Origin of the sequence: Bifidobacterium sp. FKU (assembly GCF_026016385.1) — a bacterium.
GTDB classification, from domain to species: domain Bacteria; phylum Actinomycetota; class Actinomycetes; order Actinomycetales; family Bifidobacteriaceae; genus Bifidobacterium; species Bifidobacterium infantis.
On sequence record NZ_CP092888.1, the window covers coordinates 1,812,034 to 1,825,800 of the forward strand.

Sequence of the window (13,767 nt, forward strand, 5' to 3'; positions counted from 1 at the left end):
ACGGGAGGAACGATGATGACCCCGGACGACATCGACGTGTGGGTCGGCCTGGACGTGGGCAAGAGCGCGCACCACGCGCACGCCCTCGACCGGGACGGCGACACCCTGTACGACAAGCCGGTGAGACAGGACGAGAAGGCCATCCGCTCGATGCTGGAACACCTCTCCAGGCGCGGCCGCGTGTTGTGCTGGTCGTGGACCAGCCCAACACCATCGGCTCCCTGTCTCTGACGGTGGCGCGGGACATGGGGATCGCGGTCGCCTACCTGCCCGGCACCGGCATGGCCGAGACCATCATCCCCTCCATCGCCCGCGACATCAAGGCCATCAAGGACCGGCGGCGCGAGGTCGGGCGCCAGGTCGAGAAGCTCCTGGAGGACCACCCTCTTCTCACGGTCCCGGCGTCGATGCCCGGGATAGGCGTCAGGACCGCAAGCAGCATCCTGCTCGGCATCGGCGGCGACATCGCCAACTTCACAAGCGCGGCCCACCTGGCCGCCTACGCCGGCATCGCACCGGTCACCGGCCAGTCCGGCACCAGCATCAAGGGCGAGAGACCGGCAAGGGGCGGCAACAAACGACTCAAGAACGCACTATGGCAGTCCTCGTTCGTCGCCGGCACCAAACATCCTCCCTCGATCGCCTACTACAAGCGCAAACGCGAACAAGGCAAACACCACAACGCCGCCATCATCTGCCTCGCCCGCCGACGCTGCGACGTGATCTACAGCATGCTCAAGAACGGCGCCCTCTACCAGGAACCAGCCCTCGCCGCCTGAACCGGGCCACACGGGAAAGGACGCCGGACGCCACCGGCAGGGCGAAGCACGCCCACGACAACCAACCGGAAACCAAAACGCCAGCCCTACAGAGTTGACAAAAACATAGGAACACCCCCCCATCACACCGGCGCCCTGTTTGATTGTGCGATTTTGTGCGAATGGCTCACACGGTTCTTGGTGAGAACCGTTCGCTGCGTACCTAACCCTAGAACCGGATCAGCGCCTTGATAACCTTGCGCTGGTCCATCGCCTCGTAGGCGTCCTGGATATGGTCGAGGTCGTACTCGGCGGTGAACACGCGACCGGGGTTGATTTCGCCCTTGAGCACCGCATCCAGCAGACCGTCATCGAGGTCATAGTGGCGCACGGGAGCCGGGCCGCCCTTGATGCCGATGTTGCCGTACAACGTGCCTTCGGCGCTGATCTCCACGTCGTGCGGCAGGCCCACACGACCAATCACGCCACCGCGGCGAATCAGTCCAATCGCCGTGTCGAACGACTGCTTGGAGCCCACGCATTCGAGCACAGCGTCGGCGCCGTAGCCATCGGTCATCTCCAGCACCTTGTCGATGGCGGCCTGGTCACGCTCCGGCACGATGTCGGTCGCGCCAAATTCGCGGGCAAGCTCCGCTCGGTCTTCGTGGCGGCTCATGGCGATGATGCGTTTCGCACCGCGCATCTTAGCGGCAATCACACCGCACAGGCCGACTGCACCATCGCCCATGACCACGGCGGTGTCACCGGGCTTGACCTCGGCAGAAGCCGCCGCGTGATAACCGGTGGACATCACATCGGAAATGGTCAGCAGCGATGCGAGCTGCTCATCGGAATAATCTTCCGGTGAACCGGGCACCTTGACCACGGTGCCGTCCGCCTCGGGCACACGCAGGTATTCGGCCTGACAAGCGGAGAAGTAGCCGCCGTGCGGGCACACGGATTCGAAGCCGGCCTTGCATACCGGGCACTTGCCGCAGCTGTACGGGAATGGCACGACCACGAAATCACCTGGCTTAACGGATTCGACCGCCGCGCCAACCTCTTCGACCACACCGATGGACTCGTGACCCACCTGGCTGTGCGCGGCCTGTCCGCTCAGCCCACGGAAGAACCACAAATCAGAGCCACACACGCACGTGCGCACCACACGGATCACGATGTCATCATCCTGTTCAAGCGTCGCCTTCGGCACTTCTTCCACGGCCATCTTGCCAGGCTCCACGAAAATCGCAGCTTTCATGGTTTCAGACATACGTTCATAACTCCTTGTTTTCCGGCATCGAGCGCTTAAGGCTCGTTATCCTCGTGTTCTATTAAACAATAATCGCCTTGCATTAACCAATAGCCATAAACCATGTTTCGCCATACCCATGAGGTATGGCAACAACCGAGCAATTCACTGCGATAGGCCAATATCCGAGATACGCTCACTGTTCGATTCGTCGCCATGAGTAATCTGGAGATTCGGCGATGGGACCCGCCTGAACTTGTTTCGAACCGCACACTGCTGATAGTTCCTACACACGATTTGACATTGCATGAAATCGTTGTGTCTTCAGCAGGATTCAGCGGTTTCAGGAAAGGCTACTATGGGTTCGCAATCCCCATCCGCAGATGCCCGGCCGGGCACGCGCACGGCCACTCCTCCGGCGCACAAACTCCCCGATATCCATCTTGATATTGTGTTGGTCGTCGTCTGCGGCGGTGCCATCGGCACCGCGATTCGCTATGCGTTCGCGCAGATTCCCGCAGCCGGCAGCTTCCATACCGGCACGTTTGTGGCCAACATGCTGGCCTGCTTCTGCTATGCGGGTCTGACCGCCTATTTGGCCGGCTCTTCCCGGTTCGACACGCGTGCCAAGGAGCTCACCAGCCGTGGGCTCGGCATGGGCGTATGCGGCGGTTTGTCTACGATGTCGACGTTGGCATTGGAAGGCTTCACCGCGATTCGCGACGGTCAGGTGGCGGCCGGCATTGCCTATCTACTGGTGACGTTCGCGCTGGGTCTGGTTTGTGCGTCTGCCGGCGTGTGGGCAGGAACGCATCTGGCCGGCTCCTCGAACGCATCCGCCGAAGCGTCCGCTGATACGAATGCCGCTACGACCAGCAAGGGAGGTAAGGCGTGATGACCGTATTCCTACCAATCTTGGTCTGCCTGTGCGGCGGCGTAGGCGCCTCCTGCCGCTATCTGCTTGACGCGACCATCAAAACGTATTGGCAACGCGCATTCCCGCTGTCCACATTCACCATCAATCTCATCGCCGGATTCCTGACCGGTCTGGTTGCGGCGCTGGCACTGGGCGGGACACTTGATGAACCGTGGCGGCTGGTGCTGGCCACCGGTTTCCTCGGCGGATTCTCCACGTTCTCGACCGCGATCAACGAAATGGTGACGCTCTTCCACAAACGCCGCTACCCCACGGCAACGGCCTATCTGGTGCTGTCGCTGGGTGTGCCGGTCGTTGCTGCGGCCTGCGGTTTTCTCGTCTGACCGCCACGACGATTCCCGACGCGGTCAGCGGTATCATTGCGAGGTCGAACGTCACAGGTACATCCGGGAGGTATATGGGCATGGCGAACAATGGAGCGGATGTGAAGCACAATCAGGGCGCGGACGTCACGAATGCCTCGGCCACAACGAACACTGCGGAAAATACCGTGGGCACGGCAACCCCGAAGCAAAATGGACTCGCCGTGTTGGGCAAGTATATGGGTGTTTCCGCCACGCAGACCATTGTGGAGTATGCGACGTTCGCCATCCTGCACTTGATCGGCGTGTCCTCGCAGATCTCCAACGGTATCGCCGTGGTGTGTTCGGCGACCTACAACTTCGTGATGAACCGCAACGTGACGTTCAAATCGTCAAGCAACTTCACCCGTTCCGTGGCGCTGTTCGTGCTGCTATGGGGCTGGTTCGCTGTGGCGTTCGTAATCATGGTGGTAATCGCCTTCGCCATCATCGGCATGCAACGTGCGATGTCCTCAACGACTAGGCAGAACACTCATGGCAATCATCACGACAACATCCTCAGTCAACGCGGATACCATCGCGCCGACTGATTGCACCGACATATCACGACAACGAATAGGAGGCATATGACTCATTCATATGCCGCTTATTCGTATTTCAGAGCACTTATCAGATCAGAAGAACAGCACCGCGACGCCTGCCGCGAAGCACATGAGCAAGATCGAGGTCAGGAAGCTGGCGAGCATCGGCTTCTTACCCTTGGAAGCGATGGCCTTGAAGTTCACGTTGATGCCGAGCGCGGCCATGGCCATGCCGAGCACGATGTACGCAAAGTCCACGAGCTGCGGGGTGATGGAGGCGATGAGCGGCACGAAGGTGCCGATGATCGAAGCGCCGATAAAGCCGAGCATGAACCACGGGAAGGCCACGGTCTTCTTGCCGGTGTTCTCCACCTCAGAGTGCTTCTTCTCCCACCAGATAGCGATAATGATGGCGGCGAACACGAGCATGAGCACGCGGGAGAGCTTCATGATGGTGGCGATGTCCACCGCGCCGAAAGCGTCGCCGGCGGCGACCGCATGGGCGATTTCGTGCAGGGAAGCACCGGCGGTGATGCCCAGCTGGTCCTTGGTCATGCCGGTCAGCGGGCCGAGCGCGATCTCCAGCAACGCGAACACAGTACCCATAATGGCTACGATGGCCACGGCCATGGTCACGTCGTTGTCCTTCTCGTCCTGCTTGTCCTCAGACACCTTGATGGAACCGGCCAGACCCATGACGGCGGCCGCACCGCAGATGCCGGTGCCACCGGCGGTCAGGATGGCGAGCATCGGGTCGACACCGAGCTTGCGGGCGATGGCATAGCACACGATGATGGTCAGCGTGACGACCACAGCGGCGATCGGCAGACACTTGATGCCCTGCGTGAACAGCACGGCGAGGTTGAGCTTGAAACCGAGCAGGATGATGCCGAGGCGCAGCAACTTGTTGGAGATCAGGCCAGCGGCGTCCTTGACGCCTGCCTTGCGGCCATCATTGGAACCGACGTAGGCACTGCGGATCGGGAACTGGATGATCATACCGATGAGCAGCGCGATGATAAGCGCGCCGAACAGGCTGAATCCGGGGAACTGCTTGAGCCAGGAGGCGAACAGCGAAGCCAGCAGAGTCAGAACGCCAATGAACAACATGTCAATGGTGGTAATGCGCTTCCACCATTTTGTACAGAACTCTCTCATGGTGTCTATTGAATCTCAAGCGTTTACATCGGTCAAATCATTGCTACCAATACATATCATCGATTTTGTCGATACCTAATTGATCTCCCTCTGATGAGGGAGGTGGCCGCCGCAGGCGGACGGAGAGAGAGAAACAACGTTCGCGACCTCCCCTCAGTCGACTATCTGACTACCCGCGCAGCGCAGCAATAATCATCTCCGCCAACTCCCGCTGATCGTGCGTCAGACCGGATCTCGGCACCAGCGCATAGAACCGCCGCACAAACTCATCGCCAAGCTCCCGCTGCACCGGCACGCCCGCCGGCACGGCGGCTTCCGAAATCAACGACTGCCCGAACCCGGCGGACAGCGCCGCCACAATCGCCGCATTACTGGACACTTCCATCGTGCGTGCAGGCACAACCTGAGCGGTCTTGAAATACAAATCCGTGTAATACCGCACGCCGGAACCGTGCTCGCGCACCATCCACACGCCGTCGGGCTCCCCCGCCAACACCAGCCGGTCCTCGCACAGGGTGACGCGGTCCACCGAATCGTTCACGATCGGCTTTTCCACCACGCCGAGCTGCACGGCCTTCATGCTGACCCGTTCGAGAATCGCATCCGAGTTCATCACGTGTACGGCGAAGTCGAAACTGTCCATGTTCCGAGCCATCACCGGCAACGCCTTCGGCAGCAGAATCGCCGCGGTCGTGTGCGAGAACGAAACGGCCAGCGGCTCACGCGCCTCCTGCACGCGGGCGATCTGCTCACGCGTATCCCGCCATAATCCGTCGATGCCGATGGCGGTCTGGTACAGCATCCGCCCGGCCTGTGTGGGCGTCACGTCGCTTTTCGCATTGCGCACGAACAGCGGCGCGCCGACCATCTGCTCCAATTAGGCGATACGCGACGACACCGTCGACTGCGACACCTTCAGTTCGTCGGCAGCCAGCGTGAACTGGCCCACCTCGTATACGGCGACCAGGGTTTCGAGCAGAGGGAACATGGTTTAACTGTACGCTGTATGATGCACGAATATTTCAATTAACTTGGGCGTAGCCCTAGGCCACGGACCTGAACCACCCTCAGTCTCGCTTTGCGAGCCAGCTCCCGCCAGCGGGACCCCAATGGTTTTCATATCACTATGCTTCGCGCAGTTTTGCGAGCTGTGTTTTGGCCTTGTGGAGCTTGGCATAGATTTCATTGCGCTGAACAGGATTCTTGACGCGCTGATGGTCGCGGGTGAGCTTGTCCACTTCGGATTCGAGCCGAGCAATTTCAGTATGGCGAATGATGCGCGCATCCAGATTTTCGATCTCCGGCGTGCCCAGAATGGTCTGTGAGCACAGCGAGGCCCACAGCTCATCAATAGTAGAGCCGGCCAGCTCCAGCTGGGCCTCCCCCGCCGGCTGCCAATCGCCGGCATATACCCGATAGATCGGCGTGTGGCCGGCACGCCCCGGTATCGCCCGACGCACGGCGAACGCACATTCCTCACGTGTGCTGCCCTCGAACGGCACGTCGCGTACGCACACGAACACGATGCCCGATTTACGCTGCCCGGCAATCAAATCGATGACCGCGTTCGATATGCCAGTGGCTTTGGCCGTAAGCTTCAGTCCGATGACCAGCACTTCCGGAACCAGTTTGCCGTCCGCAAGCCCAGTGTTAATCGACCGGACCAACGCCAGCATGGTGATGGATTCAATCTCATTCACAAACCGCTGCTTAAGCTTGCCGGAAATCGGCGCTTTGCCCACGAACAGAGCCTTCGGCAATATGCCCTTGGCCTCCGGAATCGCCGTGGAAACAGGCAGTCCCAGTGAAATTGCGGATACGGAACCACAGTGAGCAGCCTGTGCACCAGTCATCATCGACCTTCTTTCCCGGCCTGCCATCAGTGTCATACCGGGCAACAACCCTCGCAGTGCAGCAGTCCGTTTATCTATTGGAAAGCAATACTAGCGCATCCAGGCCGGAAGTCGTGGTACATATCCATACCTGCTGCGGTTATAGGAAATCCCCTCCGAGTTTCCTCGAAGGGGATTTCCTATAACGCTAGTTCAAGCGAAGATTCTTGTCTGATGAAAATCAGGCGAGGATCTTGGTCACACGACCGGAGCCAACGGTGTGGCCACCTTCACGCACAGCGAAGGTCAGGCCTTCCTCCATGGCGATGGGCTGAATCAGCTCAACGGTGAAGGTGGCGTGGTCGCCGGGCTGAACCATCTCGACGCCTTCCGGCAGCTCGATGACGCCGGTGACGTCGGTGGTGCGGAAGTAGAACTGCGGACGGTAGTTGGAGAAGAACGGCGAGTGACGGCCGCCCTCGTCCTTGGTCAGCACGTAGACTTCGCCCTCGAACTTGGTGTGCGGGGTGACGGAGCCTGGCTTGGCCACGACCTGACCGCGCTCGACATCCTCACGGCCGAGGCCACGCAGCAGCAGACCGGTGTTATCGCCAGCCTCGCAGGCGTCCATGGTCTTGTGGAAGGTCTCGATGGAGGTGACGGTGGTGGTCTGGGTCGGACGGATGCCGACGATCTCGACCGGGGTGTTGACGGCCAGCTGGCCACGCTCGACACGACCGGTGACGACGGTACCACGGCCGGAGATGGTGAAGACGTCCTCGATCGGCATCAGGAACGGCTTGTCCAGGTCGTGAACCGGGGTCGGGATGTAGTCATCGACGGCGGCCATGAGGTCCTTGACGGACTGGACCCACTTCTCGTGGTCCGGAGCGTCGTCGTGCAGGGCGCCGTAGGCGGAGGTGTGGATGACCGGGCAGTCGCGATCGAAGCCGTTCTCGTCGAGGAGGTCACGGACCTCTTCTTCGACGAGCTCGATGAGCTCTTCATCGTCGACCATGTCGCACTTGTTGAGGGCGACGAGGATCTTCGGGACGCCGACCTGACGGGCGAGCAGCACGTGCTCGCGGGTCTGGGCCATCGGGCCGTCGGTGGCGGCCACAACGAGGATGGCGCCATCCATCTGGGCAGCACCGGTGATCATGTTCTTCACGAAGTCGGCGTGGCCCGGGCAGTCGACGTGAGCGTAGTGACGCTTCTCGGTCTGGTACTCGATGTGGGCGATGTTGATGGTGATACCGCGGGCGGCCTCTTCCGGAGCGGAATCGATCTGGTTGAAGTCGTACTCCGGGTTGACATCCGGGAACTCCTCGTGCAGCACCTTGGAGATGGCGGCAGTCAGGGTAGTCTTACCGTGGTCGACGTGGCCGATGGTACCGATGTTAACGTGCGGCTTAGTACGCTCGTACTTTTCCTTTGCCATTACTTTTGTCCTCCTGGACGTCTCGTGAGTTTCCTGCGCCCTTTCGCACAGGGACTCGCTTATTCTACTGGGTTTCTGGGTTATGTGCCACTTTGAAGAGCCAGAACCCAGTCAGCGGTATACGATACTACCGCTGACTGGAGACACTGGCTACTTCATGCAGTGGCGCGTGTCACTCGCCGCGCTGGGCCTTGATGATCTCCTCGGAGACGCTCTTCGGCACCTCGTCGTAGGAGTCCATCTCCATGGTGAACATGGCGCGGCCCTGGGTCTTGGAACGCAGGTCGCCGATGTAGCCGAACATCTCGGACAGCGGGACCTTGGCGTCGATGACCTTGACGCCGACGCCGTCGGTCATGGACTGGATGTTGCCACGGCGCTGGTTCAGATCGCCGATGACTTCGCCCATGTACTCTTCCGGCGTGCGGACCTCGACCTTCATGATCGGCTCGAGAATGACCGGCTTGGCCTTCGGGGCGGCTTCCTTGAAGCACATGGAGCCCGCGAGCTTGAAGGCCATCTCGGAGGAATCGACCGGATGCATCTGGCCGTCGGTGATGGTGGCCTTGACTCCCACGACCGGGAAGCCGGCGAGGATACCGGATTCCATGGCCTCCTTGACACCGGCCTCGATGGGGCCGATGAATTCGCCGGAGATGTGGCCGCCGGTGACCTGGTTCTCGAACTCGAAGGTCTTGCCCTCGGTGGTGTCGAGCGGCTCGAAGTTCATCAGGACCTTTGCGAACTGGCCGGAACCACCGGTCTGCTTCTTGTGGGTGTAGCCCTGGTCCATGACGGCCTTGCGGATGGTCTCGCGGTAGGCGACCTGCGGCTTGCCCTGGTTGCACTCGACCTTGAACTCGCGGCGCATACGGTCGACAATGATGTCGAGCTGGAGCTCGCCCATGCCGGCGATCAGGGTCTGTCCGGACTCTTCGTCGGTCGTGACCTGGAAGGTCGGATCCTCTTCGGCCAGCTTGGACAGGGCGATGCCCATCTTCTCCTGATCGGCCTTGGTCTTCGGCTCGACGGCCACCTGGATCACCGGATCCGGGAAGGTCATGGAGTCGAGGGTAATCGGGTCGTTGATGGAGCACAGGGTGTCGCCGGTGGTGACGTTCTTCAGGCCCACGAAGGTGTAGATGTTACCGGCGTCGGCGCGGTCCATCGGGTTTTCCTTATCGGCGTGCATCTGGAAGATCTTACCGATGCGTTCCTTCTTCTCGCGGGTGGAGTCGAGCACGGAGTCGCCCGGCACGACGGAGCCGGAGTAGACGCGCACGAACACGAGCTTGCCGTAGAACGGGTGGGTGGAGATCTTGAAGACCAGAGCCGAGAACGGATCGGTCTTGACCGGGTGACGGTCGATCTCGACGGACTCGTCGCCGGGCTTGTAGCCCTTGATGGCCGGCACGTCCTCGGGGGACGGCAGGTAGTCGACGACGCCGTCCAGCATCGGCTGAACGCCCTTGTCCTTGAAGGCGGAGCCGCAGAAGACCGGGAAGGCTTCCTTGGCGATGGTGAGCTTGCGCACGCCGGCGCGGATGTCTTCCTTGGACAGGTCGCCGTCCTCGAAGAACTTGTTCATGAGTTCGTCGTCGGCTTCGGCGGCGGCTTCCACGAGCTTCTCGTGGTACTCCTGGGCCTTGTCCTTGAGATCGTCCGGGATCTCGGTGGTGTCGTACTTGGCGCCGAGCTCCTCAGTGCCGTTCCACACGTAGGCCTGCATCTCGACCAGGTCGACGACGCCGGTGAAGTCGTTCTCGGAACCGATCGGCAGCTGCATCACGATCGGGGCGGCGCCCAGCTTCTCCTTGATGGTGTCAACGGAGTAGTAGAAGTTCGCGCCCAGCTTGTCCATCTTGTTGATGAAGCAGATGCGCGGAACGCCGTACTTATCGGCCTGACGCCACACGGTCTCGGACTGCGGCTCCACGCCCTCCTTGCCGTCGAACACGGCGACGGCGCCATCGAGCACGCGCAGGGAGCGCTCCACCTCGGCCGTGAAGTCCACGTGGCCAGGGGTGTCGATGATGTTGATCTGGAACTTGTCCTTGGTGTCGTGGGACTGACGGCTCCAGAAGCAGGTGGTGGCGGCGGACTGGATGGTGATGCCACGTTCCTGCTCCTGCGCCATGAAGTCCATGGTGGAGGCGCCGTCGTGGGTCTCGCCAATCTTGTAGTTCTTACCGGTGTAGAACAGAATACGCTCGGTAGTGGTGGTCTTGCCGGCATCGATGTGAGCCATGATGCCGATATTGCGGACGTCGTGGAGGTCCGAAATCTCTTCAGCCATCTTTTTCCTTAGTTTGTGCTCAGGGCGAGTGATTACCAACGGTAATGAGCGAAGGCCTTGTTGGCCTCTGCCATCTTATGAGTATCCTCGCGGCGCTTGACAGAAGCGCCGAGGCCGTTGGAGGCGTCCAGGATCTCGTTGGCGAGACGCTCGGCCATGGTCTTCTCACGACGGGCGCGGGAGAAGTCGGTCAGCCAGCGCAGCGACAGGGTGTTGGCGCGGTTCGGCTTGACCTCGACCGGCACCTGGTAGGTGGCGCCGCCGACGCGGCGGGAGCGGACCTCGAGGGACGGGCGGATGTTGTCCAGGGCGCGCTTGAGCACGGCCACCGGCTCCTGTTCGGTCTTCTCCTTGACCATGTCGAGCGCGGAGTAGACGATGTCCTCGGCGATCGACTTCTTGCCGTCAAGCAGAATCTTGTTGATGAGCTGCGCCACCACGGTGGAACCGTAGATCGGATCGGGCAGCACGACGTGCTTCTTGGAAGGTCCCTTACGTGACATATTACTTACTTCGCCTTCTTTGCTCCATACAGGGAACGACCCTGCTTACGGTCCTTGACTCCCTGGGTATCGAGCGCGCCGCGCACGATGTGGTAACGCACACCCGGGAGATCCTTCACACGGCCGCCGCGCACGAGCACGATGGAGTGCTCCTGCAGGTTGTGGCCCTCGCCCGGAATGTAAGCGGTGACTTCGATGCCCGAGGACAGGCGCACACGGGCGACCTTACGCAGAGCCGAGTTCGGCTTCTTCGGGGTGGTGGTGTAGACACGGGTGCACACGCCGCGACGCAGCGGGCTGCCCTTCAGGGCCAAAGTCTTGGACTTCTTCGGCTTTGCCTGACGTCCCTTACGGACGAGCTGTTCAATAGTAGGCAACTTGAATTCTCCGATTCAGTGGTTTCTCTTGCTTTTGTGTGACCGCCGCACTGCGCCCACACTTTTCAGCACACTCGCTTGGTATCCGCCTGTTGGCGGCACCCGACGAATCGGAAAAGATAGCCCAGTCCACCGGCCCGATGGCCTCCGCCCCTCCCGTCGACGCATTGCTGCGCGCGATCAACGGTTTGAAGGATATCCCAACTCGCTCGCCTGTCACATAAGGCGCGCTGTTGGCACACACGAATATTTATATTACGATTCCGCCGGACAACGACGCGCCGAGGGATGGCGCGGGTCCTCGGACAACGAACGCCCCCGCGCGAACCTTGCCGCGCGGGGGCGTCGCCCAAGAGGTTACATCATATCTCTTCTCGCCACATACCACCTGCATACCATTGACGTTCAGCACGCCCTTCGTGCTCTTCCATATACGATGGGAACCTCCGGCGGCCCGGCCTCCTTGCCGTACTACCTTGCCGCTTTCCTCACCATCGATTCTACCAAAACCACCCTGGCGAAACGCGAGCCCCGTTGTCTATTTAGAGGTGCAACACCGCTGTTGATCCTGCAATTCCCGCAGTTCCCCGGCCATGCCCATCCGAATCTCGCCGCGTTCGGGCGGATACCGGCGGATCATGCCGTTCCTGTTCTCGTCGCCTCCCCGCCGCCGGCTGGAGTACGGGTCGGCGAAGCACGTGTCCATGCCCGGCCCGTCGCGCAGGCGCGTGCGGCGGGCGAACCCGGCGCCGTCGTCGCACGTGACGGCGACGCGCGCCGGCCGGCGGCGGACGCTCGGAGATGGGAACCCGTCCGGGAATCGGGAAACGCGACGTCCTCCCGCCGCCACGCCCGCGCCGCCACCCGCGACCACAGGCGTTCGCATGACGGGCGGTGGCGCCTGCGTGGTTTGGCGCGCCTGCGGCCGGCCTTGCGCCGCGCGGGGCCCGCGATGTAGCAGCGGCCCGTCTTCGGACGCTTCGGCCGGTACGGCCGTCAGGACTCGCTCTCGTTGGACGGGAACCACGTGTTGCGCTTGATCTCCCTGCTGATGCTGGACGGGCTGCGTCCCGGCAAACGGGCCATCTTCCTGACGCTCGTGCCGTTGCCGGCCTCGATCCGGATGACCTGGCGCTCCTCTTCCGACAGGTGCGAATATACTTCTCCCATGGGTGCGACATCCCTTCGGACCGGTTATCCGGACGATCTCCAATCCAACGGGTGTTGCACTTTCATTTAGACAACGGGCCACTTGCTTCTGTGCACCGGTTGATATATTGTTTATGTCAACAGTAGCCTCCAAGCCTCCTAACAGTGCTCAAATCCGGGGGCTCTTGTTTTATCCATGGGAGGCGGAGAGGTGCGTAAGCAGGCCAAGTCGGTGTTCGAGATGATCGAACTGCTCAAGCAGCGCGGCCTGACCATCGATGTGCCCGACATGCCAGGCATCCTGTTGGACAATAACTACTATCGCCTGTCCGCGTATTTCCGACCGTTCCAGAAGGATCCGGCGAACGGTGACAATGATTTCCGACCAGGTGCGAAGGTATCCGATTTCCTTACTCCCTTTATGCTGGACGACCAGTTCCGCCGCCTTATCCTTGAGGGCACCTCGCGTCTGGAACTGACACTCCGTGCGCGCCTCGCCTACAACCTGGCGCTGAACGGCGACGCCTACAACTATGACGAGCCGGATTCCTATCGTGACATCGCGTATCCGAACGGCATGTTGAAGCGAGACTCCCTGATCTCGAACATCAAGGGCTGGGTGTCCCGTTCCCACGAGGTATGCATCCGCCACTACCGCCACCAGCACGAGCAGCCACCGGTGTGGGCCGTGGTGGAGGTGCTACCGTTCGATACCTTGTCCAAGATGCTCCAGTTGCATCTGGACATGGATGCCGTGGCCAAGACAGTGCTCTCGCTGGGATTGTGCAAGAACCGCCGCCGTGCCTCGGAAATCGTGCACGCGATGGTTTACCTGCGCAACCTGTGCTCACATCACTCTCGCCTGTGGAACCGCGAGATGGTGATCACCCCGGCGGTGCTCAAGGACATGAGGGCGGCGTTCCCGGAATTTGCATACGAAGACAAATCAGTTGGCAACTCGCTGATTGTGCTCATGTATCTCGTTGACCGTATCAACGGCGACCGGGAATACTCGCACAGAATCCTTGATTTCCTGGCACAGGATGATTCATACCGGCATGGCATCCTCCATCCGCTGCACTGGGACTAGAGCCGAGACAACAGCAAAGATCTGGACTGGTCCGCTAACCATCTAGGGTGTGTTTACGCTATTTAGGTTTTGCGTGATAATTGTCGTATGT

At 60.8% G+C, this 13,767-nt stretch carries 12 protein-coding genes, 2 pseudogenes and 1 riboswitch; of the genes and pseudogenes, 5 read left to right on the forward strand and 9 right to left on the reverse strand.

Annotation, left to right across the window (positions count from 1 at the left end):
* The first annotated feature begins 15 nt into the window (after nt 1-15).
* Nucleotides 16-779: pseudogene (locus tag MMB48_RS08265) on the forward strand (transposase).
* Nucleotides 780-987: 208 nt separating this feature from the next.
* Here MMB48_RS08265 and MMB48_RS08270 read toward each other — a convergent pair.
* Entirely contained in the window at nt 988-2,031 is a 1,044-nt protein-coding gene (locus MMB48_RS08270) for a zinc-dependent alcohol dehydrogenase family protein (RefSeq protein WP_032744431.1), read from the reverse strand.
* A 205-nt stretch (nt 2,032-2,236) separates the two neighbouring features.
* Nucleotides 2,237-2,306: riboswitch (Fluoride riboswitch) on the forward strand.
* A 62-nt stretch (nt 2,307-2,368) separates the two neighbouring features.
* Between MMB48_RS08270 and MMB48_RS08275 the strand changes: the two genes are divergently transcribed.
* The 3 genes from MMB48_RS08275 (at nt 2,369) to MMB48_RS08285 (ending at nt 3,839) form a co-directional block, all read left to right on the forward strand.
* Complete coding sequence (locus MMB48_RS08275) at nt 2,369-2,905, forward strand: fluoride efflux transporter FluC (protein WP_032744432.1); 537 nt, start codon at nt 2,369-2,371, stop codon at nt 2,903-2,905.
* Nucleotides 2,905-3,270 (forward strand): fluoride efflux transporter FluC, encoded by a 366-nt coding sequence (locus MMB48_RS08280; RefSeq protein ID WP_010081079.1) that lies wholly within the window; start codon nt 2,905-2,907, stop codon nt 3,268-3,270. Before MMB48_RS08275 ends, MMB48_RS08280 begins: the two co-directional genes overlap by 1 nt.
* 80 nt (nt 3,271-3,350) lie before the next feature.
* Nucleotides 3,351-3,839 (forward strand): GtrA family protein, encoded by a 489-nt coding sequence (locus tag MMB48_RS08285; protein WP_032744433.1) that lies wholly within the window; start codon nt 3,351-3,353, stop codon nt 3,837-3,839.
* A gap of 84 nt (nt 3,840-3,923) precedes the next feature.
* On the opposite strand, the gene MMB48_RS08290 is transcribed toward MMB48_RS08285, so the two are convergent.
* From MMB48_RS08290 to MMB48_RS08325, 8 genes and pseudogenes are all read right to left on the reverse strand, one after another.
* Complete coding sequence (locus tag MMB48_RS08290) at nt 3,924-4,988, reverse strand: YeiH family protein (RefSeq protein WP_032744434.1); 1,065 nt, start codon at nt 4,986-4,988, stop codon at nt 3,924-3,926.
* Nucleotides 4,989-5,157: 169 nt separating this feature from the next.
* A pseudogene (locus tag MMB48_RS08295) lies at nt 5,158-5,976 on the reverse strand (LysR family transcriptional regulator).
* A 136-nt stretch (nt 5,977-6,112) separates the two neighbouring features.
* A complete protein-coding gene (locus MMB48_RS08300) occupies nt 6,113-6,844 on the reverse strand; it encodes a DUF4391 domain-containing protein (protein ID WP_032744435.1) in 732 nt (243 codons plus the stop codon).
* Between the two features lie 217 nt (nt 6,845-7,061).
* Nucleotides 7,062-8,261 carry an elongation factor Tu gene (gene tuf / locus MMB48_RS08305; protein ID WP_012578201.1) on the reverse strand — a complete coding sequence of 400 codons (1,200 nt, stop codon included), beginning with the start codon at nt 8,259-8,261 and terminating at the stop codon, nt 7,062-7,064.
* Between the two features lie 172 nt (nt 8,262-8,433).
* Nucleotides 8,434-10,557, reverse strand: a complete 2,124-nt coding sequence (fusA, locus tag MMB48_RS08310; protein WP_032744436.1) for an elongation factor G — start codon at nt 10,555-10,557, stop codon at nt 8,434-8,436.
* 32 nt (nt 10,558-10,589) lie between these two features.
* Nucleotides 10,590-11,060, reverse strand: a complete 471-nt coding sequence (rpsG, locus tag MMB48_RS08315; RefSeq protein ID WP_012578203.1) for a 30S ribosomal protein S7 — start codon at nt 11,058-11,060, stop codon at nt 10,590-10,592.
* A gap of 5 nt (nt 11,061-11,065) precedes the next feature.
* Nucleotides 11,066-11,437 (reverse strand): 30S ribosomal protein S12, encoded by a 372-nt coding sequence (rpsL, locus tag MMB48_RS08320; protein ID WP_003813881.1) that lies wholly within the window; start codon nt 11,435-11,437, stop codon nt 11,066-11,068.
* A 996-nt stretch (nt 11,438-12,433) separates the two neighbouring features.
* The gene (locus tag MMB48_RS08325; protein ID WP_032744437.1) at nt 12,434-12,607 is read right to left on the reverse strand and encodes a helix-turn-helix domain-containing protein; all 174 of its coding nucleotides are present in this window, start codon (nt 12,605-12,607) and stop codon (nt 12,434-12,436) included.
* Nucleotides 12,608-12,797: 190 nt separating this feature from the next.
* Between MMB48_RS08325 and MMB48_RS08330 the strand changes: the two genes are divergently transcribed.
* On the forward strand, nt 12,798-13,676 hold the full coding sequence (locus tag MMB48_RS08330) for an Abi family protein (RefSeq protein ID WP_050496265.1): 879 nt from the start codon (nt 12,798-12,800) through the stop codon (nt 13,674-13,676).
* The last annotated feature ends 91 nt before the right edge of the window (nt 13,677-13,767 follow it).

Bases quoted from the DNA above. Each gene is read 5' to 3' on its own strand.
- MMB48_RS08270 (WP_032744431.1), bottom strand. From the start codon at position 2,031: ATGTCTGAAACCATGAAAGCTGCGATTTTCGTGGAGCCTGGCAAGATG.
- MMB48_RS08275 (WP_032744432.1), top strand. From the start codon at position 2,369: ATGGGTTCGCAATCCCCATCCGCAGATGCCCGGCCGGGCACGCGCACG.
- MMB48_RS08280 (WP_010081079.1), top strand. From the start codon at position 2,905: ATGACCGTATTCCTACCAATCTTGGTCTGCCTGTGCGGCGGCGTAGGC.
- MMB48_RS08285 (WP_032744433.1), top strand. From the start codon at position 3,351: ATGGCGAACAATGGAGCGGATGTGAAGCACAATCAGGGCGCGGACGTC.
- MMB48_RS08290 (WP_032744434.1), bottom strand. From the start codon at position 4,988: ATGAGAGAGTTCTGTACAAAATGGTGGAAGCGCATTACCACCATTGAC.
- MMB48_RS08300 (WP_032744435.1), bottom strand. From the start codon at position 6,844: ATGATGACTGGTGCACAGGCTGCTCACTGTGGTTCCGTATCCGCAATT.
- tuf (WP_012578201.1), bottom strand. From the start codon at position 8,261: ATGGCAAAGGAAAAGTACGAGCGTACTAAGCCGCACGTTAACATCGGT.
- fusA (WP_032744436.1), bottom strand. From the start codon at position 10,557: ATGGCTGAAGAGATTTCGGACCTCCACGACGTCCGCAATATCGGCATC.
- rpsG (WP_012578203.1), bottom strand. From the start codon at position 11,060: ATGTCACGTAAGGGACCTTCCAAGAAGCACGTCGTGCTGCCCGATCCG.
- MMB48_RS08325 (WP_032744437.1), bottom strand. From the start codon at position 12,607: ATGGGAGAAGTATATTCGCACCTGTCGGAAGAGGAGCGCCAGGTCATC.